Origin of the sequence: Enemella evansiae (assembly GCF_002250705.1) — a bacterium.
Lineage (GTDB): Bacteria > Actinomycetota > Actinomycetes > Propionibacteriales > Propionibacteriaceae > Enemella > Enemella evansiae.
The window spans coordinates 180381-205344 of the sequence record NZ_NMVP01000033.1; the positions used below are offsets into that span (position 1 = coordinate 180381).

At 69.2% G+C, this 24964-nt stretch carries 24 protein-coding genes and 1 tRNA gene; 9 read left to right on the forward strand and 16 right to left on the reverse strand.

From position 1 onward, the window contains the following. Window positions 1–142: 142 nt before the first annotated feature. The 9 genes from BI335_RS14930 to rpmE form a co-directional block, all read right to left on the reverse strand. The gene (locus BI335_RS14930) at window positions 143–1306 is read right to left on the reverse strand and encodes a glycosyltransferase family 4 protein (protein WP_094355386.1); all 1164 of its coding nucleotides are present in this window, start codon (window positions 1304–1306) and stop codon (window positions 143–145) included. A gap of 3 nt (window positions 1307–1309) precedes the next feature. Continuing rightward, window positions 1310–2110 carry an L-threonylcarbamoyladenylate synthase gene (locus BI335_RS14935; protein ID WP_229119614.1) on the reverse strand — a complete coding sequence of 267 codons (801 nt, stop codon included), beginning with the start codon at window positions 2108–2110 and terminating at the stop codon, window positions 1310–1312. A gap of 34 nt (window positions 2111–2144) precedes the next feature. Further along, window positions 2145–2987, reverse strand: coding sequence for a peptide chain release factor N(5)-glutamine methyltransferase (gene prmC, locus BI335_RS14940; RefSeq protein WP_208109124.1), 843 nt, complete (start codon window positions 2985–2987; stop codon window positions 2145–2147). Beyond that, a complete protein-coding gene (locus BI335_RS14945; protein WP_094431840.1) occupies window positions 2984–3394 on the reverse strand; it encodes a DUF7674 family protein in 411 nt (136 codons plus the stop codon). Before BI335_RS14945 ends, prmC begins: the two co-directional genes overlap by 4 nt. A 1-nt stretch (window position 3395) precedes the next feature. Beyond that, window positions 3396–3890, reverse strand: coding sequence for a WXG100-like domain-containing protein (locus BI335_RS14950; protein ID WP_094355389.1), 495 nt, complete (start codon window positions 3888–3890; stop codon window positions 3396–3398). Then, window positions 3890–4231, reverse strand: coding sequence for a hypothetical protein (locus BI335_RS14955; protein ID WP_094400919.1), 342 nt, complete (start codon window positions 4229–4231; stop codon window positions 3890–3892). Before BI335_RS14955 ends, BI335_RS14950 begins: the two co-directional genes overlap by 1 nt. Beyond that, window positions 4224–4631, reverse strand: coding sequence for a hypothetical protein (locus BI335_RS14960; protein ID WP_094355391.1), 408 nt, complete (start codon window positions 4629–4631; stop codon window positions 4224–4226). Before BI335_RS14960 ends, BI335_RS14955 begins: the two co-directional genes overlap by 8 nt. 18 nt (window positions 4632–4649) lie before the next feature. Continuing rightward, window positions 4650–5729, reverse strand: a complete 1080-nt coding sequence (gene prfA / locus BI335_RS14965; RefSeq protein WP_094428539.1) for a peptide chain release factor 1 — start codon at window positions 5727–5729, stop codon at window positions 4650–4652. Between the two features lie 89 nt (window positions 5730–5818). After that, complete coding sequence (rpmE, locus tag BI335_RS14970; RefSeq protein ID WP_094355393.1) at window positions 5819–6043, reverse strand: 50S ribosomal protein L31; 225 nt, start codon at window positions 6041–6043, stop codon at window positions 5819–5821. Between the two features lie 197 nt (window positions 6044–6240). Here rpmE and aqpZ point away from each other — a divergent pair, with 197 nt between their 5' ends. Next, window positions 6241–7011 carry an aquaporin Z gene (gene aqpZ / locus BI335_RS14975; protein WP_094431842.1) on the forward strand — a complete coding sequence of 257 codons (771 nt, stop codon included), beginning with the start codon at window positions 6241–6243 and terminating at the stop codon, window positions 7009–7011. Here the strand turns inward: aqpZ and BI335_RS14980 are convergent. Then, window positions 6999–7928, reverse strand: a complete 930-nt coding sequence (locus tag BI335_RS14980) for a LysR family transcriptional regulator (RefSeq protein WP_229119615.1) — start codon at window positions 7926–7928, stop codon at window positions 6999–7001. The two genes, aqpZ and BI335_RS14980, sit on opposite strands and share 13 nt — an antisense overlap. 64 nt (window positions 7929–7992) lie before the next feature. On the opposite strand from BI335_RS14980, the gene BI335_RS14985 reads away from it, so the two are divergent. Beyond that, on the forward strand, window positions 7993–8922 hold the full coding sequence (locus BI335_RS14985) for a DMT family transporter (RefSeq protein ID WP_172421919.1): 930 nt from the start codon (window positions 7993–7995) through the stop codon (window positions 8920–8922). Here BI335_RS14985 and BI335_RS14990 read toward each other — a convergent pair. Beyond that, the gene (locus tag BI335_RS14990; protein WP_094428549.1) at window positions 8870–9427 is read right to left on the reverse strand and encodes a TetR/AcrR family transcriptional regulator; all 558 of its coding nucleotides are present in this window, start codon (window positions 9425–9427) and stop codon (window positions 8870–8872) included. The two genes, BI335_RS14985 and BI335_RS14990, sit on opposite strands and share 53 nt — an antisense overlap. Window positions 9428–9488: 61 nt before the next feature. Between BI335_RS14990 and BI335_RS14995 the strand changes: the two genes are divergently transcribed. Both BI335_RS14995 and BI335_RS15000 read left to right on the forward strand, forming a co-directional pair. Continuing rightward, complete coding sequence (locus BI335_RS14995) at window positions 9489–9989, forward strand: hypothetical protein (protein WP_094431846.1); 501 nt, start codon at window positions 9489–9491, stop codon at window positions 9987–9989. Window positions 9990–9993: 4 nt separating this feature from the next. Then, entirely contained in the window at window positions 9994–10440 is a 447-nt protein-coding gene (locus BI335_RS15000) for a DUF3806 domain-containing protein (RefSeq protein WP_094431848.1), read from the forward strand. A gap of 152 nt (window positions 10441–10592) precedes the next feature. Here the strand turns inward: BI335_RS15000 and rho are convergent, their stop codons facing one another. From rho to lysA, 4 genes are all read right to left on the reverse strand, one after another. Next, on the reverse strand, window positions 10593–12551 hold the full coding sequence (gene rho, locus BI335_RS15005) for a transcription termination factor Rho (protein ID WP_094431850.1): 1959 nt from the start codon (window positions 12549–12551) through the stop codon (window positions 10593–10595). A 286-nt stretch (window positions 12552–12837) separates the two neighbouring features. After that, window positions 12838–13758 carry a homoserine kinase gene (gene thrB, locus BI335_RS15010; RefSeq protein WP_094431852.1) on the reverse strand — a complete coding sequence of 307 codons (921 nt, stop codon included), beginning with the start codon at window positions 13756–13758 and terminating at the stop codon, window positions 12838–12840. Further along, on the reverse strand, window positions 13758–15080 hold the full coding sequence (locus BI335_RS15015; RefSeq protein WP_094355403.1) for a homoserine dehydrogenase: 1323 nt from the start codon (window positions 15078–15080) through the stop codon (window positions 13758–13760). The genes thrB and BI335_RS15015 overlap by 1 nt, the downstream gene beginning before the upstream one ends. A 64-nt stretch (window positions 15081–15144) precedes the next feature. After that, window positions 15145–16569: a diaminopimelate decarboxylase gene (lysA, locus tag BI335_RS15020; protein ID WP_094431854.1), complete on the reverse strand. Its 1425-nt coding sequence runs from the start codon at window positions 16567–16569 to the stop codon at window positions 15145–15147. Between the two features lie 64 nt (window positions 16570–16633). Here lysA and BI335_RS15025 point away from each other — a divergent pair. From BI335_RS15025 to BI335_RS15045, 5 genes are all read left to right on the forward strand, one after another. After that, window positions 16634–16708: transfer RNA gene (locus BI335_RS15025), tRNA-Arg, on the forward strand. A gap of 90 nt (window positions 16709–16798) precedes the next feature. Further along, window positions 16799–18118 (forward strand): DUF2029 domain-containing protein, encoded by a 1320-nt coding sequence (locus BI335_RS15030; protein WP_166646691.1) that lies wholly within the window; start codon window positions 16799–16801, stop codon window positions 18116–18118. A gap of 115 nt (window positions 18119–18233) precedes the next feature. Next, window positions 18234–22154 carry a multifunctional oxoglutarate decarboxylase/oxoglutarate dehydrogenase thiamine pyrophosphate-binding subunit/dihydrolipoyllysine-residue succinyltransferase subunit gene (locus tag BI335_RS15035; protein ID WP_229119616.1) on the forward strand — a complete coding sequence of 1307 codons (3921 nt, stop codon included), beginning with the start codon at window positions 18234–18236 and terminating at the stop codon, window positions 22152–22154. Window position 22155: 1 nt separating this feature from the next. Continuing rightward, window positions 22156–22341, forward strand: a complete 186-nt coding sequence (locus BI335_RS15040; protein ID WP_094355407.1) for a DUF6104 family protein — start codon at window positions 22156–22158, stop codon at window positions 22339–22341. Window positions 22342–22675: 334 nt separating this feature from the next. Next, complete coding sequence (locus tag BI335_RS15045) at window positions 22676–24304, forward strand: hypothetical protein (protein ID WP_094431859.1); 1629 nt, start codon at window positions 22676–22678, stop codon at window positions 24302–24304. Between the two features lie 93 nt (window positions 24305–24397). On the opposite strand, the gene BI335_RS15050 is transcribed toward BI335_RS15045, so the two are convergent. Continuing rightward, entirely contained in the window at window positions 24398–24940 is a 543-nt protein-coding gene (locus BI335_RS15050) for a TetR family transcriptional regulator (protein WP_094431861.1), read from the reverse strand. Window positions 24941–24964: the final 24 nt, after the last annotated feature.

A 24964-nucleotide genomic window follows, 5' to 3' on the forward strand; every position in this document is an offset into this window, starting at 1 on the left:
ATTCCACCCCGGCGGGGCCCGCCGGAGGATTGCTTGTGAAACTTAGCACAAACGGTCGGGGTGCTGCGACACGGCACACTCCTCCACCGTCCCGACCCCGGAGGTCGGGGTTCTACCAGGTGGTCAGGCGCGGCGGGGTGCCTCAGACGGGCGGGGTCTCCTGGACGCGGGCCTCGGCCTCGCGTTCGGCCTGCCGGGTCGCCACCGAGGAACCGGGGGTGCCGCCGGGGGCGCCGAGCGTGAAATAAGTCACCACACCGATCAGCCCGACGACGATGGCGACGATCTCCCAGCGCGGGGTGATGCCGATCGCGATCACGCCGAAGGAGATCAGCGCGGTCCAGACATACATCAGCAGCACCGCGCGCCGGTGTGAGTGCCCGCGCTCCAGCAACCGGTGGTGCAGGTGTTGCTTGTCCGCCACCCAGAACCACCTGCCGGCGTACGTCCGCCTGATGAAGGCCAGCAGGAAATCCAGGAACGGCAGCGCCAGGATCGCCAGCGGCAGGATCAGCGGCAGGTAGGCCGCCATCAACCCCGACCCCTCGGCCTGCAGCTTGGCGGAGTCGATCTGGCCGGTCAGCGAGATCGTGGTGGTGGCCAGCATCAACCCGAGCAGCATCGCCCCGGAGTCACCCATGAACATCCGCGCCGGGAAGTAATTGTGCGGCAGGAAGCCGATGCAGATGCCGGCGATCGCGATGCTCAACAGGCTGGCGGTCTGCGCCCGCGGCAGTGCCTGGGTGTAGACCAGCTGATAGGAGTAGGTGAAGAAGGCCATCGCCCCGATCGCGACGACTCCGGCGGCCAGCCCGTCGAGCCCGTCGACGTAGTTGACCGCATTGGTGCAGAGCACGATGAAGAACACCGTGATCGCGATGGATTCCGAATCGCCCAGCGAGATGATCGTGTTCGGCAGCGGGATCCAGAGCATCTTCACGCCCTGGGCGACGACCAGGCCGGCGGCGAGCACCTGCCCGGCGAGCTTGGCGATCGCATTCAGCTCGAACAGGTCGTCGAGGACACCGACGATCGAGATCACCACCGCGGCCAGCAGGATCGCCCGGAAATCGTGCTGGATCAAGACATTGCGGCCGAGGAACGGCAGATGGGTGGACAGCACGTAGGCCGCACCCACGCCGAGCAGCATCGCGACCCCGCCGAAATACGGGATCGGGATCGCGTGCACATCGCGGTCCCGGACCTTGGCGACCGCCCCGGTGCGCAGCGCGACGCGACGCGCCAACCCGCTGAGCAGGTAGGTCGTCGCCGCCGTCACCAGCAGCACCAGGAGATATTCGCGCATCGCTCAGCCGGCCCCGTTGCTCTCGTTCTCGTTCTCGGCGATCGGCCCGGGGGCGGGCTCGGGCTCGACCTCGGGACCGGCGGAGGCCGGTGCCGGTGCCCGGTCGTCGAGATAGGGCACGGTACGCCGCAGCTCGTCGATGCTCAGCGCGCCGTGGCGGACCACCGCCCCGTAGTCGGAGCGGGTGAAGTCGACGATGGTGGACGACTCGGCACCGCGGGTCGGCCCGTCGTCGAGGTAGACCGCGACCCGGTCGCCGAGCTGGTCGGCGGCGACCTCGGCATCGGTGGCGGCGGGCCGGCCGGTGCGGTTGGCACTGGAGACCGCCAGCGGGCCGGTGGCCCGGAGCAGCTCCCGGGCCAGCTCGTGGTCGGGTACCCGGACCGCGATGGTGCCACGGGTCTCCCCCAGGTCCATCTGCAGCGACGGCTGGGCCTGCAGGATGATCGTCAACGGACCCGGCCAGTGCTGCTCGGCGAGCCGCTTGGCCGGCTCGGGGATGTCCCGGCCGAGCGCCATCATCACCGACGGCTCGGCGATCAGCACCGGTGGCGGCATGTCGCGGCCCCGGCCCTTGGCGTCCAACAGCCGCTGCACCGCGCTGGCGGAGAAGGAGTTGGCGCCGATGCCATAGACGGTGTCGGTCGGCAGCACCACGCACTCCCCCGCCTCCACGGCTCGCCGGGCCGCGTCGATGCCGGCGGCGCGCTGGTCGGGCTCGCGGCAGTCGAAGCGCTGGTAGCTCGGTGCGTCATCGGGCGCGGCGGCGCCGATGGGCTCGTTCTCGGGTTCCTCCTCGGTCACGGCGTCAATCCTGCCACCTCGGCGGCCCCGCCACTCACCGGCGACGCGCGGTGACGAAGCGCGGCCGGTCGGTCAGGTCGCGGTGATCGCGGACCTGATCGAACCCGCCATGGGCGAGGAACACCTCCGCGGCGCTGCGCTGCTGCACCTCGGCGTGCTCGGCGCAGACCAGCCCGCCGGGCCGCAACAGTCGGGCGGCGACGTCGGTGAGCACCCGGATCGCGTCCAGCCCGTCGGTGCCGGAGAAGAGGGCGAGTTCGGGATCGTGGTCACGGACCTCGGCCGGTACGCCCTCCCAGGCGGTGAGCGGGATGTAGGGCGGGTTGCAGATCACCAGGTCGACGGTGCCGTCCAGATCGCCGAAGGCGTCGGCCATGTCACCCTGGCGCAGGTCGACCCCGGTGCCGGTGAGGTTGCGCGCCGCCCAGGCGTACGCCTCCTCGGAGAGTTCGACCGCGTGCAGCTCGGTCTCCGGCGCCTCGGCGTGCAGGGCCAGGGAGATCGCCCCGGACCCGGTGCAGGGTTCGACGACCCGCGGCCGCTCGGCGCCGGCGGCGCGCAGTTCGGCGAGCCGGTCGAGCGCCCAGCCGGTCATCACCTCGGTCTCCGGGCGGGGTACGAACACGCCCGGGCCGACCGCCAGGCGTACCGTCCGGAAATGCGCCTCGCCGGTGAGGTGCTGCAGCGGCGTACCGGCCGCCCGCTCGTGAATCAACTCGTCGAACAGTGCCTGCTGGTCGGGGGTCGGATCGTCGGCGAGCACCAGCCGCGTCGTGGGTACGCCGAGCACGTGCGCCAGCAGGGTCCGCGCCTCGGCGTCGGCCGACGGCCCGGGCAGCCGACCGGCCGCCGCCCGGATCAGCTCCGGGATCCTCACAGCAGTTCGTCGCAGAGCGCGGCCAACAGTGGCGGAGCGATCCGCCGCACCTCTGCCGCGTACGTTTCGCCGCCGAGGCTCTCCACGAACCCGACCGAGATCAGGTTGTCCGATTCGGCGGGATGGTCCCGCAGTTCCTGCTCCAACGCGTCGAGTACCGGCCTGGCTCGGCCGGGATGCCCCTCCGAAACCTGCTCACCCACCCAATCGGCCACCTCGGCAAGGACGACCGTCGGAAGGATCTCGCCGTAGTAATCGACGTGTCGACCCAGCAGGCGACGAATCGGCTCGGCGCTGGCCAACCGGTCGATCACCCTCACGTCCTGTGGATCGACTTCATCCGGTACGGGCTCGTTGAGCCACGATCGGGGGCCGATGAAGCCCATCCCCGCCTTCCCGAGCTTCATCTCAAGCGAGCAACTTCTCGATGGTGAAGTTGATCGCGAACTGGATGGCCCGGCCGGCGATGATCTTGGCGACCGGGATCCAGGCCAGGGAGGCGCCGGCGGTCGGTACGGCGGCGGCGATGGCGGAGGCGATCTGGATGGCGAGGGCGACCAGCTGCACCACCACGACGATCTTCAGCGCGATCACCAGGGCGCCGATCACGAACAGGCAGCCGCCGATGATCCCGGCCGCGGAGCCGAGATCGGTGACGACCTGCATCACGTTGTCCTGGCTCTCGTAGAACTGCTTCTTGAACGCCTCCATGCCGGCGTCGCGGTTCTCCAGCAGCGCGGTCCGGGCGCCCTCGTCGGCGCCGCCGCGCGGGCCCTGCACCTCGTTGCAGAACGAGACCCAGCGCCCACCCCAGTCGAACATCTTGTCCTCGTTGACCTCGGGCCATTCGAAGCCGAGCAGGTTCAGCAGGTGCGAGACCTCACCCGGGAGCATCACCGCCATCAGACGGCCCTCGTCCCGCCACCGCTCGAGGTGGAGTTGGCGATCTGGCTGTTGTCCTGCTCGCCCTGATCGTAGATGTCGGCGGCCAGGTTCATCTTCTCACCGAAGTCCTTGTAGGAACCGGCCGAGCTCTGCACGGTCTCGGTGACCCGTTCCAGCACGGCCTGGTAGATCATCTGGGCGATCGGGCCGACGGTGTCGTTGCCCGGGCCGAAGACCGACATGTCGCTGCACTCGTTGAGCAGGTTCTGGAACTTCTGCTCCAGGTCGGCACCGGCGTCGCTGACGCCCTTGCCGCCGGTACGCAGCTGCGCGGTGTTGTAGTTGAGCTGGTCAGCCATTGCGCTTCACCTGGTTCAGGGCGTCGAACAGGGATTCGGTGTAGGCCTTCATCGCGCGCAGGCTGTCGTTCTGCAGCTGCCGGGTGGAGGTCATCAGCGACCCGAAGTCGGTGGTCTCGGTCTCGGTCAGCGCGGCGGTGATCTTCTCCGCGTAGTCGGCGAGCGCCGCGTTCACCGCGGTGGTCACGTGTTCGGCCAGGTCGGCGTTGCTGAGCCGCATGGCGAGGGGCTGGATCTCCAGGTCGGTCACCTTGCCGGCGCGTACCTTGACGCTGATCCGGTCGTCGTAGGCGGCGGCCTCGCCCTCGACCTCGGGCAGCTCGCCCAGCTCGGGCGAGGTGGCGGCCTGATCGACGGTGTCGTTGAGCCGGGACAACACGTCCTCGAAGTCAGCGGTCATGGCAGCGAGGGTATCGGCTCAGGGGTTCTGCCCGGCGGCCTGCAACCGGGCGGAAAGATCCGCTTCCTGCAGGGCTTCGACGACCCCGGACAGGTCACCGGCGAGCACCTGGTCGAGGTTGTAGGCCTTGTAGCCGATCCGGTGGTCGGCGATCCGGTTCTCGGGGAAGTTGTAGGTGCGGATCCGCTCCGAGCGGTCGACGGTACGCACCTGCGAGGCGCGGGCGGTGGACGCCTCGGCGGCGGCCTGTTCCTCGGCGACGGCGGCGAGCCGGGCGCGCAGCACCCGCATCGCCTGCTGCTTGTTCTGCAGCTGGGAGCGTTCGTTCTGGCAGGAGACGACGGTGCCGGTGGGCAGGTGGGTGATCCGGACCGCGGAGTCGGTGGTGTTGACCCCCTGGCCGCCCTTGCCTGAGGAGCGGAAGACGTCGATGCGCAGGTCCTTCTCGTCGATCTCGACGTCGGTCTCCTCGACCTCGGGCATCACCAGGACACCGGCCGCGGAGGTGTGGATGCGGCCCTGGGTCTCGGTCACCGGGACCCGCTGCACCCGGTGCACCCCGCCCTCGAACTTCAAGACCCCATAGGGCAGGTTGTCCGGATCGGCGTCACCGCGGGCCTTCACCGCGACGGTGACCGATTTGAACCCGCCCAGGTCGGTCTCCTGGGAGTCGAGCACCTCGAGGTTCCAGCCGCGGGTCTCGGCGTAGCGGGTGTACATCCGCAGCAGGTCGCCGGCGAACAGTGCCGATTCCTCCCCGCCCTCACCGGATTTGATCTCCAGCAGCGCGTCGGCGGAGTCGTTGGGGTCGCGGGGGGCGAGCAGCCGGGTGAGCCGTTCGGTCACCTCGCTCAGGCGTAGACCGAGGGTGTCCGCCTCCGCGGCGAAACCGGGGTCCTCGGCGGCGAGCTCCTGGGCGGCGGCCAGGTCGTCGGTGATCCGGGCGTGTTCGTCGAGGGCCTTCACCACCGGCATCAGTTCGGCGTAACGGCGGCCGGTACGCCGGGCGCGCACCGGGTCGGCGTGCACCTCGGGGTCGGCCAGGGCACGCTCCAATTCGGCGTACTCGGCCCGCAACGGCTCCGCCGACTCGAACACCCGATCTCCGTTCCTGCTCCGACCTGCTGACCAACGACGAGGCGCCGGGTCCGGACCAGTGTCCGACCCCGGCGCCCGCGATGAAGAAGTTACTTCTTCTTGTTCGCACCGGCCTTGGCGTAGCGCTTCTCGAACCGGGCGACGCGGCCGCCGGTGTCGAGGATCTTCTGCTTGCCGGTGTAGAACGGGTGGCAATTGGAGCACACCTCGGCGCGGATCACGCCGCCCTCGGCGGTGCTGTTGGTGACGAAGGTGTTGCCACAGGTGCAGGTCACCCGGGTCTCACCGTAGTTGGGATGGATCCCACTCTTCATGTTCTCTCCTTGGTCTTGTGTGTCCGGGTCCCCGATCGGAGATGTGGGGTGAACCGGACCGACTCGCTATTGTGCCCCAACGCCGACGCAGGTCCAAATGTTCCCGGCCACAGGCCGTAGGCTGTGCAGCGCTCCACGGGTCAACGACGACCACCCCGACGGACTTTCCCTTCCCACTCCCGACCTCGGAGGTCTCCATGAAGAACCCAACTCTCGGCAAACGCCTGGCAGCCGAATTCCTCGGCACGTTCTGGCTCGTCTTCGGCGGCTGCGGCTCGGCGATCTTCGCCGCCGTGGCGATGGGCAAGACCGGTGACGGTCAGCCCTTCCAGGTCGGCATCGGCTACGTCGGCGTCGCGCTGGCGTTCGGCCTCACCGTGCTCACCATGGCCTACGCCGTCGGCCACATCTCCGGCGGTCACTTCAACCCCGCGGTCAGCATCGGTACCGCGATCGCCGGGCGCACCCCGTGGAAGGACGTGCTGCCCTACATCGTCACCCAGGTCATCGCCGGCCTGGTCGCCGGTGCGGTGCTGCTGCTGATCGCCTCCGGCAAGCCGGGCTTCAGCGCCACCGGCAACATGGCCGCCAACGGTTACGGCGCGAACTCCCCCGATGGTTACAGCCTGGTCGCCGCGCTGGTGATCGAGATCGTGCTGACGATGTTCTTCCTGTTCGTGATCCTCGGCGCGACCGACGCGCGGGCCCCGAAGGGCTTCGGGCCGATCGCCATCGGTCTGGCGCTGACGCTGATCCACCTGATCTCGATCCCGGTCACCAACACCTCGGTGAACCCGGCCCGCTCCACCGCGGTCGCGTTCTTCAACGGCGCGGGCGCCCCCGGTCAGCTCTGGCTGTTCTGGGTCGCGCCGATCGTCGGCGCCGCCCTCGCCGGCGTGCTCTACAAGGCGCTGCTCGGCTCCGGTGCCGATACCTCCGACCGGGTCGAGGAGGGTCAGGCCGCCTGAGTCACGCTCTCGCGGCAGGCCTCGATGCAGGCGCGGATCGCCGGGGTGGCCCGGTCGGTGACGTGGGCGACCACCAGCCGCCGGGTGACCCGGGTCCGGCAGGGCCGGAAGGCGATCCCCACCGGGGCGGTCCGGCGGGCCAGCTCGGGTACCAGGGAGACCGCGTGCCCGGCGGCCACCAGGGCGAGCTGACTGGTGTAGTCGGTGAGCTGATGGCGTACGCCCGGCTCCGCGCCGGCGTCCCGGACGGCCTGCACCAGAGCCTCGTAGGCGTCGGTACCGGCCGGGCAGGCGGTCCACGGATCCTCGGCCAGCTCGGCGAGCGGGACCTCGTCCCGGCCGGCCAGCGGGTGGGCCTCGGGGAGCGCGACGAAGACCTCCTCGTCGCTGATCACCTCCCCGCCGATCCGGGCCGGCAGGTTCAGCGGCCGCGAACTCCAGGACTCGATGATCAGCAGGTCCAGTTCACCGGTGCGCAGCCTCGGGATCATGTGTACGCCCTCGCCGTCGAAGAGCTGGGGTTGCAGCCCGGGGTGCCGCTCGGCGAGCCGGGTCAGCGCCTCGGGGACGATCCCGCGGATGACGCTGCCGACCGCGCCGAGGCGTACCGGCCCGATCGCCTCACCGTCCAGCTCGGCGAGCGCGCGGACCGCCGCCTGCACCGCCTCCGCGGCGGTGCGCGCATGGCCGGCGAGCATCCGGCCGGCAGCGGTCAGCCGGATGCCGCGGCCGTCGGGCTCGACCAGCCGGGTCCGGCATTCGCGTTCCAGTTTGCGGAGCTGCTGGGAGACCGCGGGCGCGGTGACGTGCAGCGCCGCGGCCGCGGCCGCCACCGACCCGTGCTCGGCCAGCGCGTCCAGCACCCGCAGCCGGTCCCAGGTGAGCCTTTCTCGGGCGGCCAGCAACTCTTCACTCACGCTTAGCACTCTAGGTCAGCAATACGAACTGGTGCTATGGGTTTCCCGGACTCAGACTGGACCGGTGACCACGACCAGCGAGCAGACCCGGACCGGGAGCACGACCGCCCCCACCCTGGCGGTCCTGCTCGGCGTGCTCTGCCTCTCGGTCTCGCCGATCCTGGTCGGCCTGGCGCCCGGCATCCCGGCGGCCACCGTCGCCACCCTGCGCTGCGCGCTGGCGCTCATCCCGCTGGTACCGCTGGCCTGGCTGGAGGTACGCCGGCGCGGGGCGTTCGACCACCGGGCGCGCTGGATCGCGATCATCGGCGGGGTCTTCCTGGGCGCGGACTACGTCGCCTGGGCGCAGGCCGTGCACGATTCCGGCGCCGGGGTGACCACGGTGCTGATCAACGTCCAGGTGGTGGTGCTGCCGCTGCTGGCGCTGCTGCTGGACAAGGAGCCGGTGCGACACCGCTTCTGGGTGGCGCTGCCGCTGATGCTGGCCGGCGTCGGGCTGGTCGGCCTGGGCGGCGGCTCAGGTTCGGTGAGCGTGCGCGGGGTGCTGCTCGGGCTGTTCTCCGGGATCACCTACGGCGTCTACATGTACGCACTGCGGCGGGCGGGGGCGTACGCACCGCACACCGTGACGCCGGTGGCCTGGGCGACCGCGGGCGCCGCCGGGACCGCCGGGGCGTACGCGGTGTTGAGTGGGGCGAGCTTCCGCCTGGAACCGGCCGGCTGGGGACTGATGGTCGCGCTGGCGCTGCTCGGCCAGACCGCACCATGGCTGCTGATCGGCCGTGCCGCGCGGCGCCTGGAACCGGCCGTCACCGGCTCGCTGATGCTCGCCCAGCCGGTGCTGGCGGTGCTCCTCGGGGTGCTGGTGCTCGGTGAGCGGGTCGGCCCGGTGCAGCTGCTCGGCTGCCTGGTGACGGTGATCAGCATCGGGATCGTCACCCTCAGGGCGCCCCGAGCACGGCGACGACCTCATCGATCAGCTCCTCGGCGGTGACCGCACCCGGCTCGGGATAGCCGAGCTGCAGGCTGCCCAGATAGGTGGCGTACGCCACCCGTGCCCGCGCCCGGGCCCGCGCCGCCGGCAACCCGGTCGCGGCGAACAGTTCCTCCAGATAACCCACCCGCGCCCGCCGGACCCGCTCCACCACCGGGGCGACCAGCCGATGATCGGCGGCGGCCAGGACGGCTCGTTCGGTGCGCCCGTCCGCATCGGCCGAACTGAGTCCGAAGGCGTTGCGCACCAGCTTCCGCAGCCGGTCGGCGGGTTCGCGGGCCTCGACCTCGGTGATCACCCCGGCCGTGTGCTCCCGCTCCCAGGCCTCGAGCATCGCCTGCAGCAACTCGTCGCGGGAGCCGAAGTGCCAGTAGAAGCTGCCCTTGGTGGTGCCGAGCCGGGCGGCGAGCGGCTCCACCGCGACCCGGTTGAACCCCTCCTCGGCGCAGAGCGCGAGTGCACCGGCGATCCAGTCGGTGCGGGAGAGACGAGTGCGCGAGGTCACGTTGTCAGGTTACCGTACGCCGCCGTATGGTCATTCCATACGCAATCGTATGGAGGCCATCATGGGCACTCGTCACACCACCCGGACCGACACCGGGATCAGCAACGTCCACCAGCGCACGGTGCCGGGTGACCTGGCCCGCTCCCGCGCCCTGCTCGCCACCCTGGCCACGCCCGGTGATCGCGTCTGGCCGAAGGATCGCTGGCCGCGGATCTGGTTCGGCGACCAGGGCCCGATCCCGGGCGCCGACGGCGGCCACGGCCCGATCCGGTACCGGGTCGTCGAGGTGACCCCGGATCGGATGGGATTCCAGTTCACGAAGGATCTGACCGGTGATCACCGCCTGGAACTGACCGAGGAGCCCGACGGCCGGGTTCGCTGGACGCACACGATCAACCTGATCCGTCCGAACCTGCTGCTGCGCCACGGCATCGTGCCACTGCACGATGCCTGCCTGGAGGATCTGCTCGACCAGGTCGAGGCGGAGCTGAGCGACCGCCCGCTGACCCGCCCGGACTTCGGCGTCGGCGTACGCCTGCGGCTGGCGCTCGTGCGAGGATGACCACATGGTGGAACCGGGGACGTCCAACCAGCAGATCAGCGAACTCGATGACGGCCAACGGGATTGGCTGGATCAGTTGCTCGCGACCGCGGCCGAGCAGGGCATCGACACCGATGTCGACCGGTTGGCCGCCTTCTTCGAGGAATATCGCAGCGAGTGGTTCGCGATGCCGGAGGCCGAGCGCCCCGATCCGAACCCGCTGATCACGGTCTGCGGTGCGGCGATGGGCCAGCTGCTCGCCGACGAACTGCGGCTGCGTTGGGTGGTGCTGCACGACGACCTCGGTACCGACCTGGCCCTGGTCGACATCGACCCGCAGCCGATGCAGGCCACCTTCTTCCCACTCGAACTGGTCGGCCGCCGCTGGACCGACGACGAACCCGACGACCTGGCCCCGGTCTTCCACACCCTGGTCGGTCAGGTCCGCGAGATGCGCGCCAACCCACGCTGACGTTCATCGAGTAGCGCCCCCGGCGCCGCATCCGGCCGCGGGCGACACCCCCCCCCACGTTCATCGAGTAGCGCCCCCGGCGCCGCGAAGCGGTGCCGGGGGCGCGTGTCGAGATGAACTGCGTGTCGAGATGAACCCAGACGCGAGCAGCGTCAGTCGTCGCGACCCGGGGTGGTCTTGGAGATCGCCATCAGGAACTCCGCGTTCGAGCGGGTCTTCTTCATCCGGTTGAGCAGCATCTCCAGCGACTGCTGGCCGTCCTGGCTGGACAGCACCCGGCGCAGCTTCCAGATGATCGCCAGCTCCTCGCGGCTGAGCAGCAGCTCCTCACGCCTGGTGCTGGAGCCGACCGTGTCGATGGCCGGGAAGATCCGCTTGTCGGCGAACTCGCGGCGCAGCCGGAGCTCCATGTTGCCGGTGCCCTTGAACTCCTCGAAGATCACCTCGTCCATCTTCGAGCCGGTCTCGATCAGCGCGGTGGCCAGGATCGTCAGCGAACCGCCGTTCTCGATGTTGCGCGCGGCACCGAAGAACTTCTTCGGCGGATAGAGCGCGGCCGAGTCGACACCACCGGAGAGGATCCGGCCCGATGCCGGGGCGGCGATGTTGTACGCCCGGCCGAGCCGGGTGATGCCGTCCAGCAGCACGACCACGTCATGACCGAGCTCGACGAGCCGCTTGGCCCGCTCGATCGCCAGCTCGGCGACCGTGGTGTGGTCGCTGGCGGGCCGGTCGAAGGTGGAGGCGATGACCTCACCGGAGACGGTCCGCTCGAAGTCGGTGACCTCCTCGGGCCGCTCGTCCACGAGGACCACCATCAGGTGCACCTCGGGGTTGTTCAGCGTGATCGCGTTGGCGATGTTCTGCATGATCATCGTCTTGCCGGCCTTCGGCGGCGAGACGACCAGACCACGCTGGCCCTTGCCGATCGGCGAGACCATGTCGATGATCCGGCCGGTCATGTTGGTCGGCGTGGTCTCCAGCCGCAGGCGCTCCTGCGGATAGAGCGGGGTCAGCTTGTTGAAGTCCGGCCGCTGCTTGGCCTGCTCGGGATCGGCGCCGTTGATGGAATCGATCCGCACCAGCGGGTTGAACTTCTCCTTGCGCTCCCCCTCGCGCGGCTGGCGCAACGCACCGGCGACGACGTCACCCTTGCGCAGCCCGTATTTGCGGACCATGGAGAGCGAGACGTACGCGTCCTCGGGACCCGGCAGGTAGCCGGTGGTGCGCACGAAGGCGTAGGAGTCGAGCACGTCGAGGATGCCGGAGACGTTGATCAGCACATCGTCGGGGCTGATCTGCGGCTCGGCGTCCATCCGGTCCATGCCCGATCCGCGGTTGCGGCGGTTGTTCCGGTCCCGGTTGCGGCGCCGACGGCTGCGGCGGGAACCGCCCTCGTCGTCGTTGTCGCGGTCCCGGTTGTCGTTGCGGTCCCGGTTGTCGTTGCGATCCCGGTTGTCGTTGCGATCCCGGTTGTCGTTCCGGTCCCGGTTGTTCTCGCGGTTCTCGCGGTTGCTGTTCTCGCGATTGCCGTCGCGGTCGCGCCCACCCTCGCGGTTGGTGTCGCGGTCCCGATTGCCGTCGCGGTTCTGGTCACGGTTCTGGTCGCGGTTGCGGCGCTGGTCGCGGTCGTCGCCCTGCTCGCGCCGGGGCTGGTCCTCGCGGCCGCCCTGGTCTGGCTGGTCGCCCTGGCGGTTCTCGGCGTTGCGCCGCTCGGCCTCCAGCCGGCGCGCCAGATCCCGCCGGGTGTCCTCCGCGGGCAGTTCCTGCTGCTCGCCGCGCGGCTGCTCGGTGCGCTCGGTGCGCTGCGGCTGCTCGGGCGCGCGCTCCTCGCGGGGCTGCTCGGTGCGCTCGGCGCGCGGCTGCTGGTCGCGCTTCGGCGCACCGCCACCGTCCGACTGCCGATTCTGACCGCCCTGGCCGCCCTGGCCGCCCTGGCCGCCCTGGGCGGCCTTGATGGCTTCGATGAGTTGGCCCTTGCGCATCGCGCCGGTGCCCTTCAGACCGAGCGAGGAGGCGAGCTGCTTCAGCTCGGGCAGCACCATCGCGTCCAGGCCCGAACCCTTGCGACGCCGTCCCGTGGGGGCCTGCTCGGTCCCGGTGGTCGGCATCTCGGTGGTTTCTGTCACTGGTTTCCTTTCCCGGCCAGCCGCGTCGTTCCCTTTGAACCCGCTCGGCTGTGTGGGGTCACACCACCTGTGGTGGTCTTTCGGATCAGGCCCCGGTCCTATGCCCCGCCCACCGGCGGGACACGGTCCTCAGACGATCCGGACACGCTCATCGTGATCGAATGCGGAGGATCGTCGCGCCTGACCTGTGAGGCGCATCGAGAGGACCGAAGGGTCCCTCGTCACCAACGAGGCTAGCACTCCCGGCAAGAGATGGGCCACTCAGTCCTCACGACTCGCTGGTCGCACCGCGGCCGAGGCCCAACCGGTGCAGGGTGAACCCCGGCGCCTCCGAGCCGTCCAGCTGCGCGGCCCGGTCCGCGTCGGTGAGCACCAGCACGGTCGGCCCGGCACCACTGATCACCGCCCCGAATCCCTTTGCTCGCAGGGATTTCAGCAGATCCAGCGACTCCGGCATCAGCTCGGTGCGCTGGTCCTGGTGCAGCCATTCGCGGGTCGCCGGGAGCAGCAGTTCCGGGGCGCGGCCGAGGGCATGGGTGAGCAGTGCGGCGCGGGCGGCATTGGCGGCGGCCTCGGCGTGTGGCACCGATTCGGGCAGGACGCCGCGGGCGGTCCGGGTCGCCACCGGCTCGGCATGCACATAGGCCAGGATCCGGACGTCGGGATGCACCGGTGCGGGCACCGCATGCACCCCGGCACCGGTCTCGTCATCGACCCAGGTGAGCACGAAACCGCCCAGGATCGCGGCGGCGACGTTGTCGGCATGGCCCTCGACGGCGTACGCCTGCTCGAGCAGCCAGCTCTCATCGACGGGCGCCTCCGGCCGGGCCAGTGTCCAGGCGGCCCGCAGGCCGGCCACCGCCGCAGCGGCCGAGGACCCCAGGCCGCGGGTGTGCGGGATCGTGTTGTGGGCCACCAACCGCACCCCCGGGGCGTACGCCCCCAGGGCCGCCAGGCCGCGATCCAGACAGGCGATCACCAGATGCGTCCGGTCGCTCGGCACGGTCTCGGCACCCTCACCGGTGACCCGCACCTCGACCCCCTCGGTGAGCACCTCGAGCTCGCAGTCGTCGTACCAGTCGAAGGCCATCCCGAGGCTGTCGAACCCGGGCCCGAGATTCGCACTGTTCGCCGGGACCCGGATCCGGGCGGTGCGCCCCGCCGGCAGCGGCTCGGCCGCCGGTGCCATCACTCGCCCTCGACGCGCATCACCGAGAGCACCTCGTGCACCACCGGCAGCTCGCGCAGGGCGGCGACGGTCGCGCTCAGGGCGGCATCGTCGGCGGTATGGGTGACCACGACCAACCGGGCGCCCTCCCGGCCCGGCCGCGGCGAGCTCTCCTGGCGCAGCGTCTGCACCGACACCTGGTGGGTGGCGAAGCAGTTGGCGATCTCGGCCAGCACACCGGCCTGGTCGTTGACCTCGAGGGAGAGGAAGTAGCGGGTGGCGACCTGACCGATCGGCACCACCGGACGCTGGGCGTAGTTGGACTCCCCCGGCCCGGCCGCGCCGCGGACCCGGTTGCGGGCCACCGTGACCAGGTCGCCGAGCACCGCGCTGGCGGTCGGCGCACCGCCGGCGCCGGGACCGTAGAACATCAGCCGGCCGGCATTGCGGGATTCGACGAAGACCGCGTTGTAGGCCCCGCCGACCGAGGCCAGCGGATGGGAGTTGGGGATCATCGCCGGATGCGTGCGGACCGAGATGGTCTGCTCGCCGTCCTCACCCGGTTCCAGCCGACAGATCGCCAGCGCCTTCACCGTGCAGTCCATCGCCTCGGCGGCGGCGACATCGGACTGGCTGATCTCGGTGATCCCCTCCCGATGGACGTCGGCCGCGGTGACCCGGCTGTGGAAGGCCAGGCTGGCCAGGATCGCCGCCTTGGCCGCGGCGTCGAAACCCTCCACGTCCGCGGTCGGGTCGGCCTCGGCATAGCCGAGGGACTGGGCCTCGGCGAGCACGTCGTCGAAACCCGCGCTCTCGGTGTGCATCTTGTCCAGGATGAAGTTGGTGGTGCCGTTGACGATGCCCATCACCGCGGTGATCTCATCGCCCACCAGCGACTCGCGCAACGGCCGGATGATCGGGATCGCACCGGCCACCGAGGCCTCGAAATAGAGGTCGACACCCGCCTGCTCGGCCGCGGCGAACAGTGTCGCCCCGTCCTCGGCCAGCAGCGCCTTGTTCGCGGTGACCACCGAGGCACCGCCGCGCAGCGCGGTCAGGATCAGCGAGCGGGCGGGCTCGATGCCGCCGATCAGCTCGACCACCAGGTCCACGTCGTCGCGGGCCACCAGCGACTCGGCGTCGGTGGTGAACAGCGCCGGGTCCAGGCCGGGCCGCTCGATCCCGGTCCGCCGGACCGCGATCCCGGTGAGTTCCAGCGGTCGCCCGATCCGGGCGGTGAGGTCCTCCGACTGCTGGGTGATCACCCGGGCCACCTCGGAACCGACCACGCCGCAACCGAGCAGCGCGACCCGCAGCGGGGTCTGGGGGGCGGCGTTGGTCATCGGTGTGCCTTTCGTTTGCGATGCGTCCCGGCGCGTGATTGTTGCAGGGTTGGCGGGTCGGCGCTCATCGCGTCCACTCGGCGGCGTCGACGCCGGGGTCGAGGGAGAGCAGATCAGCGAGCGACTCGCGCCGGATCAGCGTGCCCACCTCGCCCTCGCGCACCGAGAGCACCGGCGGGCGCAGGGCATGGTTGTAGTTGCTGGCCATCGAGCGGCTGTACGCCCCGGCGGCGGGGACCGCGATCAGGTCGCCGGGGGCGATGTCGGCGGGCAGGAACTCATCGCGTACCAGGATGTCGCCGGACTCGCAGTGCTTGCCGACCACCCGGCAGAGCACCGGGCCGGCCTCGGATCGCCGATCGGCCACCGTGGCGGAGTATTCCGAACCGTAGAGCGCGGGCCGGATGTTGTCGCTCATCCCGCCGTCGACCGAGACGTAGCAGCGCCAGGCACCCTCGGAGACCTCGACCATCTTCACCGTGCCGACGGTGTAGAGCGCCATCCCGGGCGGGCCGCTGATCGCCCGGCCGGGCTCGATCGACAGGTGCGGCACCTCGATCTCCAGACCGCGGCATTCCCTTGCCACCAAGGATTGCAGCGCACCGGCCAGATAGTCCGGGGAGCGCGGGGTGTCCGCGGAGATGTAGGCGATGCCGAAGCCACCACCCAGATCGAGCTCGGGCAGCACCACCCCGGTCTCGTCGGCGAGCTGCTTCTGCAGCTCGAGGGTGCGCCGGATCGCCACCTCGAAGCCGGCGGTCTCGAAGATCTGCGATCCGATGTGGGAGTGGATGCCGCGCAGGTCGAGATGCGGATTGTCCGCGCAGCGCCGCAACGCCTCCAGCGCCTGCCCGCCGACGATCGAGAGACCGAATTTCTGGTCCTCGTGGGCGGTGGCGATGTATTCGTGGGTGTGCGCCTCGACCCCGGCGGTGACCCGGACCAGCACCTTGGCGCGGGTCTGGTGCTCGGCGCAGATCTCGGCCAGCCGGTCGATCTCGCTGAGCGAGTCGACGATGATCCGGCCCACCCCGTGCTCGACGGCCAGCTCCAGTTCGGCGCGTGATTTGTTGTTGCCGTGCAGGCCGATCTTCGCCGGGTCCATCCCACCGGCCAGCGCGACGACGAGCTCGTTGCCGGAGCAGACGTCCAGGCACAGCCCCTCCTCGGCGACCCAGCGGACCAGACCGGCGGCCAGCAGGGATTTGCCGGCGTAGTAGACGTCCCAGCCGGCGAAGGCCTCGGCGTACGCCCGGGCGCGTTCGCGGAAGTCGAGTTCGTCGATCACGTACGCCGGGGTGCCGTAGCGCTCGGCGATCTCGGTCACCGGCACTCCCCCGACCTGCAGCACGCCGTCCGCACCGCGGGTCACCGTGCGGGACCAGAGCTTGGCCTCCAGGGCATTCACATCGGCGGGTACCTGCAACCACTTCGGCGCCGGAGTCAGGGTGTCGGCATGGATCGATCCGGCGACATGCATGTGGGTCATGGACGAAACTGTGCCAGATCCGGACGAATCCGCTATAGTCTTCGTCGGCCCTGAAACGGGTCACGCCCCCGTAGCTCAGGGGATAGAGCACCGCCCTCCGGAGGCGGGAGCCTAGGTTCGAATCCTAGCGGGGGCGCCAGTTTCTCTCCCGGCCCGTGAGCGGGCCGGCCCGGGTGATCAGCCAGTAGGCTGCAGGCACGCTCGGCTCGATCACCCGGAGGAAATACAGGTGACCCAGACCTCGGAGCGGACCTCGTCCGCCACCAGATCGTCAGGTGACCTTCCCGGCGCCGTCGTCCTCACCGTGCTGGTCCTCTCCCGGCTCGCTCTCTTCGCGGTCTGGTACTTCGTCCGCGCGCTGGAGTACGGCGATCTCAACTACTACTGGGAGAAGACCTTCCACCTCGGCGAGACCGGGTTGGCGACCACCCTGCGGGAGTACCCCACCCCGGTCGTCTGGCTGCTGGATCTGCCGCAGCTCCTCGGTGGTGGTTCGCGGCCGGCGTACGCCGCCTGGTTCGTGATCGGCATCCTGATCCTAGATCTCGCCTTCTGCTGGGTGCTGTGGCGCTTCGGCGGCCGGTTCCGCGGCTGGGCGATCGCCTTCTGGTCGGTCTTCCTGCTGCTGGTCGGGCCGCTGGTCTGGAACCGATTCGACCTGGTGCCCGCGGTGCTGGTCGGTGCGGCCGCGGTGCTGGCGGTCCGGCATCCCCGCACCAGCGGGGCCCTGCTCGGCATCGGTGCGGCGATCAAACTCTGGCCGGCGGCCCTGATCCCGCTGCTGGTGAACGGCCGCAACCGCGGCAAGGCACTGGTCGGCTTCCTGATCACCGGCGGCGGGCTGGCGCTGATCAGCCTGGCCGCCGGCGGTTGGCCGCGGCTGATCTCGCCGCTGGTCTGGCAGGGCGACCGGGGTCTGCAGATCGAGTCGGTGTGGGCGACCCCGCTGATGTTGTTCCACGCCTTCGAACCCGACCGCTGGGAGATCCGGATCTCCTCCTACCAGGCCTTCGAGATCTTCGGTCAGGGTGTCGGCAAGCTGCTGCTGCTGAGCAATGTGGCCACCGTGCTCGGCGGCCTGGTGGTGCTGGCGATCCTGATCCGCAGCTTCTTCGCCGCGGGCACCTCGGGGCAGCACGTCGACTCCCGGGGCCTGGCGATCGCGATGCTGGCGGTGATCGCGATCATCATCATCACCAACAAGACCCTCAGCCCGCAGTACATCCCCTGGCTCGGTGGCCCGCTGGCCGCGCTGGTCAGCTGGACCGGGCTCGGCCGCGGCCGCCGCGCCGAACCGGACCCGTTCCGGAGCATGGCCACCCGCTGGGTGGTCGCACTGCTGGTGATCGCCTTCGCCTCCCAGCTGGTCTTCCCGACCCTCTACGACGCGATCAACGACCTCCACGTCGACGATCCCTGGACCCCGCTGGCCACCACCGCGCTGGTCGTTCGGAACGGATTGCTGGTGCTGTTCACCCTCGACCTGATCTGGTCGGTCTGGCGTACGCCGCAGGCCCTGGCCCGCGAACGGCGTACCGCCGCGGAATGAGCCCGATGGCACGCCGACGGACCAGTTGCGGGCTGGTATCAATATTTGGGTAGCATCGTGAGAAGGCACTGAGCCCGAACACGTCACATAGCGACACCACCGGAAGAAGGCGATTGTGGCCCCCGCGCCCGACCAAGAGCAGTCCGACTTCGGCGCCAACGACTGGCTCCTCGAAGAGATGTACGACCAGTACCGTCAGGATCCGGGATCCGTGGATCCCAGCTGGCGGGACTATTTCGCCAAGCAGGGTGAAGGGGGTGCTCAGACCGCCACGGCCACCAAGCAGCAGACCACCGCCTCTTCCGCACCGCCGACCAGTGCCCCCGAGACGAAGAAGTCCGAGGCCAGGAGCTCGGATGCCAAGAAGTCGGAGACGAAGAAGTCCGACTCCGGGAAGTCGGAGCCGGCGAAGGCCGATCCGAAGAAGACCGACGCGAAGAAGACCGACAAGAAGCCGGTCACCAAGAACGTCGATGACAAGAAGGCCGGCGACAAGAAGACCGGCGAGAAGGCGACCAGCGCGCCGCGTGCCTCGGTCGAGGCCCCGAACATCGTCCGCGAGATGCGCCCGGCCAAGCCCGGCAACCCCGGCGGCCTGCCGGCCGATCCGCCGAACCCGACGGTCCGCACCGCGGAGACGAAGGCGGAGCCGAAGCGCACCGTGATGAAGGGCGCCCCCGGGCGTACCGCCAAGAACATGGATGCCTCGCTGAGCATCCCGGTCGCCACCAGCGTCCGCGCGGTCCCGATGAAGCTGATCATCGACCAGCGCACCGTGATCAACAACCATCTCCGCCGCGCCCGCGGTGGCAAGGTGTCGTTCACCCACATCATCGGGTACGCGATGGTGCAGGCCCTCAAGGCCGTGCCGGCGATGAACAACTCTTTCGACCTGACCGACGGCAAGCCGACCCTGGTCGAGCCGCAGGAGGTCAACTTCGGCCTGGCGATCGACGTGCCGAAGTCCGACGGCACCCGGCAGCTGCTGGTCCCCAACATCAAGGGCGCCGACGATCTGGACTTCGCCCAGTTCTGGGCGGCGTACGAGGACGTGGTCCGCAAGGCCCGCGACAACAAGCTCGCCGTGACCGACTTCCAGGGCACCACGATCACCCTGACCAACCCCGGTGGCATCGGCACCCAGCACTCGATCCCGCGGTTGATGATCGGCCAGGGCTGCATCATCGGCATCGGTGCGATCGACTACCCGCCGGAGTTCGCGGGCACCGATCGGGAGCGGCTGAACGAGCTCGGCATCTCCAAGATGATGACCTTCACCTCGACCTACGACCACCGGGTGATCCAGGGGGCGCAGTCGGGTGAATACCTGAAGAAGCTGAACGAGCTGCTGCTCGGCGCGGACGGCTTCTACGACGACATCTTCCGGGCGCTGCGGATCCCCTACTCCCCGATCCGCTGGGCCGTCGACGCCTCGGTCAGCCACGAGGCCCAGGTCGGCAAGCAGGCCCGGGTCTTCGAGCTGATCAACGCCTACCGCACCTCCGGTCACTTCATGGCGGATGTGGATCCGCTGGAATACGTCCAGCGCTCGCACCCGGATCTGGAGATCGAGACCCACGGGCTGACCCTGTGGGATCTGGACCGGCCGTTCGCGACCGGTTCCTTCGGCGACGAGAGCAAGCAGTTCATGCAGCTGCGCGACATCCTCGGTGTGCTGCGGGACTCCTACTGCCGCCAGGTCGGCATCGAATACATGTACATCCCCGATCCGAAGCAGCGCCGCTGGATCCAGGACCGGGTGGAGCACCGTTCGGAGAAGCCGCCGCGTGAGGAGCAGCTGCGGATCCTCGACAAGCTCAACGAGGCCGAGATCTTCGAGACCTTCCTGCAGACCAAGTTCGTCGGACAGAAGCGTTTCTCCTTGGAGGGTGCGGAATCCGCGATCGTGCTGCTGGACGAGATCTGCGAGGCGGCGGCCGATGCCGGGCTCGACGAGGTCTGCATCGGCATGCCGCACCGCGGCCGGCTGAACGTGCTGGCGAACGTGGTCGGCAAGTCCTATGCGCAGATCTTCCGCGAGTTCGAGGGCAACCTCGACCCGCGTTCCTCGGAGGGCTCGGGTGATGTGAAGTACCACCTGGGCGCCGAGGGCGAGTTCAAGTCGATGTCGGGCAACACCGTGCTCACCTCGGTCGCGGCGAACCCGTCGCACCTGGAGGCGGTCAATCCGGTGCTCGAGGGTGTCGTCCGCGCCAAGCAGGACATTCTCAACAAGGGCACGGAATTCCCGGTGCTGCCGCTGCTGATGCACGGCGATGCGGCCTTCGCCGGTCAGGGCGTGGTCTTCGAGACCATGCAGATGTCGCAGCTGCGCGGCTACCGGACCGGTGGCACCATTCATGTCGTGGTGAACAACCAGATCGGCTTCACCACCGCCCCCGACCAGTCGCGGTCCTCGGTCTACTCGACCGACGTGGCCAAGGCGGTCGGCGCCCCGGTCTTCCACGTCAACGGCGATGATCCCGAGGCGGTCGCCTGGGTGGGTCGGTTGGCATTCGACTTCCGGCAGGCGTTCAACAAGGACGTGGTGATCGACGTCGTCTCCTACCGTCGTCGCGGTCACAACGAGGGTGACGACCCGAGCTTCACCAACCCGTTGATGTATGACCTGATCGAGCGCAAGCGGTCCACCCGCAAGCTCTACACCGAGGCCCTGATCGGTCGTGGCGACATCTCCACCGAGGACGCCGAGGCGGCGATGAGCCGCTTCCAGCACCGACTGGAAGAGGTCTTCAACGAGGTTCGCGAGGACGGCGACACCGACGGCGACGACTACGCGCGGGTGCCGCGGTACCCGGCCAAGCCGGGTCGGTCCGAGCCGCACAGCTCGATCGACGCCGACATGCTGGCGGTGATCTCCGACGCGCACGTGAACACCCCGGACGGCTTCGTCGGCCACCCGAAGGTACTGCCGCAGTTGGAGCGTCGGGCCAAGGCGATCGTGAACGGTCCGATCGACTGGGCGACCGCCGAGATCCTGGCCTTCGGTTCGCTGCTGCTGGAGGGGCATCCGGTACGCCTCACCGGCCAGGATTCCCGCCGTGGCACGTTCTCCCAGCGGTTCGCGGCCATCATCGACCGGGTCACCGGCGAGCCGTGGGTGCCGCTGCGGAACATGCAGAAGGGCCAGGAGAAGTTCCAGGTCTTCGACAGCCTGCTCAGCGAGTACGCGGTGCTCGGCTTCGAATACGGCTACTCGGTGGCCCGCCCCGAGGCGCTGGTCGCCTGGGAGGCCCAGTTCGGTGACTTCGCCAACGGTGCGCAGATCATCACCGATGAGTTCATCTCCGCCGGTCAGGCGAAGTGGACCCAGAAGTCCGGCATCGTGATGCTGCTGCCGCACGGTTACGAGGGCCAGGGCCCGGACCACTCCTCGGCCCGGCTCGAACGCTGGCTGCAGCTGTGCGCCGAGGACGCGATGGCGGTGGCCCAGCCGTCCACGCCGGCCAGCTACTTCCACCTGCTGCGTACCCACGCGCAGGTGCACTGGCACCGGCCGCTGGTGGTCGCCACGCCGAAGTCGATGCTGCGCAACAAGCGCGCGGTGTCGCAGCCGGAGGACTTCACCGACGGGTCCTGGAAGCCGATCCTGGACGACCCGACGATCACCGACAAGTCGAAGGTGAAGACGCTGATCTTCTGCTCCGGCAAGGTTCGCTGGGATCTGGTCACCGCCCGGGAGAAGAACAAGCAGGAGGGCGAGGTCGCGATCATCGCGTTCGAGCGGCTCTACCCCCTGCCGGGTGCCGAGTTGGCCGAGGCGATCAAGGGTTACGAGCACGTCACCGACATCCGCTGGGTGCAGGACGAGCCGGAGAACCAGGGCGCCTGGCCGTTCATGGCCTACAACCTGCCGGCCGCGCTCGATGAGAACATGCCGTCGGGGTATGAGTTGAAGATGACCCCGATCACCCGACCCGCGTCCTCGGCCCCGTCCGTCGGCTCGGCCAAGGTGCACCAGGCCGAGCAGGCGGAGCTGGTCAAGCGGGCACTGGCCCCGGCCACGGAGAAGTAGGTTGTACTTCACCGATCGCGGCATCGAGGAGCTGCAGCGACGCCGCGGTGAGGAGGAGGTCAGCCTCGACTGGGTGGCCGAGCAGTTGCGTGCCTTCGTCGACCTGAACCCGGAGTTCGAGACGCCGATCGAGCGGCTGGCCACCTGGCTGGCCCGCCTCGACGACGAGGACGACGACCTGGACTGATCGGTCGCATTTCCTGCCGACACAGCGATCCCGCGCACCCCTCGGTGCGCGGGATCGCTGGCTTCCGCACCACTTCCCCCCGTTCATCGAGCAGGTCGCGCAGCGAGCCCTCCCCCGTTCATCGAGTAGGTCGCGCAGCGAGCCCTCCCCCGTTCATCGAGTAGGTCGCGCAGCGACCGTGTCGAGATGAACCCGTGCGCCGGTTGAGCGACCGAGGAACGAGGGAGTCGAAGCCAAGCCCACAGATTCGCCCAAGAACTTCTCCAAACCCTCTTGACTGAATCGAACACAGTGACTATTGTTGGATGCAGCAGATGAGAGGAGGTGACCAAAGATGACCACCGAACGAGCCCAGGTCTTCGCCGCGATCCGCGCCGAAAGCGACCAGATCGCCCAGGCCGAAGCCCGCCGCCTGGTCGCGATCGCCGCCGCCTGCGACACCTACTCCGGCCTCAACACCCACACCGACGAGTTGACCGCCCGCGTGCTCCACGGTGAACAACTCGTCTTCCCCGGCGCGGACGGTACGCCCGGGATCACCGAGTTCTTCCACCTCGAACTCGCGATGTCGCTGGGCTGCTCACCGGAGACCGCGCAGGTCTGGACCGCGGACGTATTGAATCTGCGCCATCGGCATCCGATCCTGTGGCAGGCCACCCTGGACTGCGACATCCCCGTCTGGGTCGCCCGCGATGTCTCCCGCGCCGCCTTGCAGCTGAACTTCACCCAGGCCCGCGAGTTCGACTCCCTCTGGTCACTCCGGCTGATCAACCTCACGCCCAAGCGAGCGGTCGCGACGACCGAAGCCCAGGTCGCACTGATGCTCAACGACGACAAAGAAGCCGAACGCCAGGCCGCCAAGAAGCAGCGCCGCGTCGAGTTCACCCCCAGCCGGAACACCCCGGGGATCACCGACCTCTACGCCAACCTGGACGCCGGTGACGCCGCCCAGTTGAACGGCACCCTCGACCGCCTCGCGGATGTGTTGAAGGCCGGTGGCTCCACGGCCAGTCGTGATGAGTTGCGTGCCGAAGCGTTGGGCCATCTGGCGCATCCCGAGCGGGCCCGGCAACTCTTGCAACCCTCACTGTTCGACGGCGCCACCGTCACCCCTACCGGTGATGTGGTCAACAAGCATGGTGAGATCGTCACGCCCACCTCGGAGCGGTGTCGGCACGGTGCGGAGCTGATCCTGCACGTCCACCAGAAGGACCTCGCCAACCGCCGCGGTGGTGAAGGCGACGCGCTCGGGCCGGTCACCCTGCAGCACTTGAAGGAGCTGCTCGCCCAGTGCGCTGGCACCGTTCGGGTGCGGCCGGTGATCGACCTGGCCGCGCCGGTGATGGTGAACACCTACCGACCGAGCGACGAGTTGGCGCAGCGGGTGAAGCTGCGGGACCGATATGTGATGTTCCCCCGCTCCAACCGCTCCGCCTTCGGCCGCGGGATCGACCTGGACCACACCATCCCCGCACCGGAGGGACCGACCAGCTCCAGCAATCTGGGGCCGTTGAACCGGCCAGCCCACCGCGCCAGAACCCATGCCGGGTTCATTCTCGAGCAACCCTCACCCGGTGTGTTCCACTGGCGAACTCCCGCAGGGCAGGAGGCCTGGGTCAGCCACCACGGGACCTGGGACCATCCACCACCCGATCATCTGATCAACGACCCCGCGGCTTCGCTGTCCCGGACCGAAAAGCTACTTCGGGACACCCTCGGCAACGGGCAGACCCAGTTGGAGAAGGAACAGGCCGAAGCCGAACAAGCAGCCGACGAAGCTCGCGAACGCGAGCGACTCCGCCGCGCCCGCAAAGCCCAACGCCTCCGCGACCTACGCCAAGCTGCCCGCGAACAAGCCGAGGCGGCGAAACAGAAGAAGGCGAAGAAGCCGGTTCACCCGGAGCACCAGCCTGCCCTGATTCCCCACCGTGGCAGCGAATCGGCCGAGCCCCTACCATTCTGACCCGGCTCAGGAACGGGGGGCATCTCGACACGGTCGCTGCGCGACCTGCTCGATGACCATGGAAGGATCCTCGCGCGCTCAGCCGACGGGACGTCAGAGGCCGGTGACCAACAGGCGTACCCCGCCCGCGAACGTCGCATCAGGATCCGGAGCCGCGCCATCCGGCGCCACCACCCCGAGCTCGACCAGTTGCGCATGACCCTGCTCGTCGATCACATGGCCGAGGACCAGGTGCACCACCGTCGCCGCCACCACGCGAGCATCCACCTCCACAGCGGCCGGTGATCCCGCCAGCAATCCCGCCAGATGATCCACCGGCGAGGTCTGCGCCAACCGCATGCTCAGCACCGACGCCACCAGCTCCGCCCCATCGCGGTGTGCCAGCAGCGCCGCCCGGAAGGCATCCGCCCAGACCGTGACGATCTCCCCCGGCGTACCGATCGGCTCCGGCAACCCGGCGAGGATCTCATCGGCCAGGGCAGCCAGCAGCGACTGCTTGTTCGCCACATGGTGATAGAGCGCGCCCGCCTGCACGTCCAACGCCCCCGCGATCCGGCGCATCGTCAGATCGGCCAACCCGTACTGATCAAGGATCCCGAGCGCGGTGACGACGACATCACGGCGGCGCAACGGCATGATGGGGACCCTACCGAAAGGACC

What these genes read in the sequence shown, in the direction of transcription:
- rho (WP_094431850.1), bottom strand. Translation starts at nt 12,551, where the DNA reads ATGCCGACCACCGGGACCGAGCAGGCCCCCACGGGACGGCGTCGCAAG.
- rpmE (WP_094355393.1), bottom strand. Translation starts at nt 6,043, where the DNA reads ATGAAGAGTGGGATCCATCCCAACTACGGTGAGACCCGGGTGACCTGC.
- lysA (WP_094431854.1), bottom strand. Translation starts at nt 16,569, where the DNA reads ATGACCCACATGCATGTCGCCGGATCGATCCATGCCGACACCCTGACT.
- BI335_RS14930 (WP_094355386.1), bottom strand. Translation starts at nt 1,306, where the DNA reads ATGCGCGAATATCTCCTGGTGCTGCTGGTGACGGCGGCGACGACCTAC.
- BI335_RS14950 (WP_094355389.1), bottom strand. Translation starts at nt 3,890, where the DNA reads ATGGCGGTGATGCTCCCGGGTGAGGTCTCGCACCTGCTGAACCTGCTC.
- thrB (WP_094431852.1), bottom strand. Translation starts at nt 13,758, where the DNA reads ATGGCACCGGCGGCCGAGCCGCTGCCGGCGGGGCGCACCGCCCGGATC.
- BI335_RS14955 (WP_094400919.1), bottom strand. Translation starts at nt 4,231, where the DNA reads ATGGCTGACCAGCTCAACTACAACACCGCGCAGCTGCGTACCGGCGGC.
- BI335_RS14960 (WP_094355391.1), bottom strand. Translation starts at nt 4,631, where the DNA reads ATGACCGCTGACTTCGAGGACGTGTTGTCCCGGCTCAACGACACCGTC.
- BI335_RS14945 (WP_094431840.1), bottom strand. Translation starts at nt 3,394, where the DNA reads ATGAAGCTCGGGAAGGCGGGGATGGGCTTCATCGGCCCCCGATCGTGG.
- BI335_RS15045 (WP_094431859.1), top strand. Translation starts at nt 22,676, where the DNA reads ATGACCACCGAACGAGCCCAGGTCTTCGCCGCGATCCGCGCCGAAAGC.
- BI335_RS15050 (WP_094431861.1), bottom strand. Translation starts at nt 24,940, where the DNA reads ATGCCGTTGCGCCGCCGTGATGTCGTCGTCACCGCGCTCGGGATCCTT.
- aqpZ (WP_094431842.1), top strand. Translation starts at nt 6,241, where the DNA reads ATGAAGAACCCAACTCTCGGCAAACGCCTGGCAGCCGAATTCCTCGGC.
- BI335_RS15015 (WP_094355403.1), bottom strand. Translation starts at nt 15,080, where the DNA reads ATGACCAACGCCGCCCCCCAGACCCCGCTGCGGGTCGCGCTGCTCGGT.
- BI335_RS15000 (WP_094431848.1), top strand. Translation starts at nt 9,994, where the DNA reads ATGGTGGAACCGGGGACGTCCAACCAGCAGATCAGCGAACTCGATGAC.
- BI335_RS14995 (WP_094431846.1), top strand. Translation starts at nt 9,489, where the DNA reads ATGGGCACTCGTCACACCACCCGGACCGACACCGGGATCAGCAACGTC.